General features: G+C 51.0%; 8 tRNA genes. All 8 read right to left on the minus strand.

Annotated elements, in window-relative coordinates:
• Nucleotides 1-5: 5 nt before the first annotated feature.
• Nucleotides 6-79: transfer RNA gene (locus HMPREF2987_RS03585), tRNA-Pro, on the minus strand.
• A gap of 16 nt (nucleotides 80-95) precedes the next feature.
• Nucleotides 96-169 (minus strand) — tRNA-Arg (locus tag HMPREF2987_RS03590).
• An 11-nt stretch (nucleotides 170-180) separates the two neighbouring features.
• Nucleotides 181-266 (minus strand) — tRNA-Leu (locus HMPREF2987_RS03595).
• A 7-nt stretch (nucleotides 267-273) separates the two neighbouring features.
• Nucleotides 274-345: transfer RNA gene (locus HMPREF2987_RS03600), tRNA-Gly, on the minus strand.
• Between the two features lie 26 nt (nucleotides 346-371).
• Nucleotides 372-444: transfer RNA gene (locus HMPREF2987_RS03605), tRNA-Thr, on the minus strand.
• Between the two features lie 12 nt (nucleotides 445-456).
• Nucleotides 457-538: transfer RNA gene (locus HMPREF2987_RS03610), tRNA-Leu, on the minus strand.
• Between the two features lie 5 nt (nucleotides 539-543).
• A tRNA-Lys gene (locus tag HMPREF2987_RS03615) sits at nucleotides 544-616 on the minus strand.
• Nucleotides 617-640: 24 nt separating this feature from the next.
• Nucleotides 641-713, minus strand: a tRNA-Asp gene (locus HMPREF2987_RS03620).
• Nucleotides 714-747: the final 34 nt, after the last annotated feature.

Genomic DNA, 747 nt, shown 5'->3' on the forward strand with positions numbered 1-747 from the left:
ATCAATCGGGAAGACAGGATTCGAACCTGCGACACCTTGGTCCCAAACCAAGTACTCTACCAAGCTGAGCTACTTCCCGAGTTAAATAGAAAAAATGCACCCTAGAGGAGTCGAACCTCTAACCGCCTGATTCGTAGTCAGGTACTCTATCCAGTTGAGCTAAGGGTGCTCATTAATATATGCCGAGGACCGGGATCGAACCGGTACGATCGTTACCAATCGCAGGATTTTAAGTCCTGTGCGTCTGCCAGTTCCGCCACCCCGGCCTCTCTAAGCGAACGACGGGATTCGAACCCGCGACCCCCACCTTGGCAAGGTGGTGTTCTACCACTGAACTACGTTCGCATCGACCTCTTGGTTATATTTAAAAATGCCGGCTACATGACTTGAACACGCGACCCTCTGATTACAAATCAGATGCTCTACCAACTGAGCTAAGCCGGCTTATTTCTATTATGCGGGTTAAGGGACTTGAACCCCCACGCCGTTAAGCGCCAGATCCTAAATCTGGTGCGTCTGCCAATTCCGCCAAACCCGCAATGATGACCCGTACTGGGCTCGAACCAGTGACCCATTGATTAAAAGTCAATTGCTCTACCAACTGAGCTAACGAGTCTAAAATAACTTTCGTTATCTTAAACGGTCCCGACGGGAATCGAACCCGCGATCTTCGCCGTGACAGGGCGACGTGATAACCGCTACACTACGGGACCTATGGGAGTTAACGGGATCGAACCGCTGACCCTC

Origin of the sequence: Streptococcus sp. HMSC067H01 (assembly GCF_001814775.1) — a bacterium.
Classification (GTDB): domain Bacteria; phylum Bacillota; class Bacilli; order Lactobacillales; family Streptococcaceae; genus Streptococcus.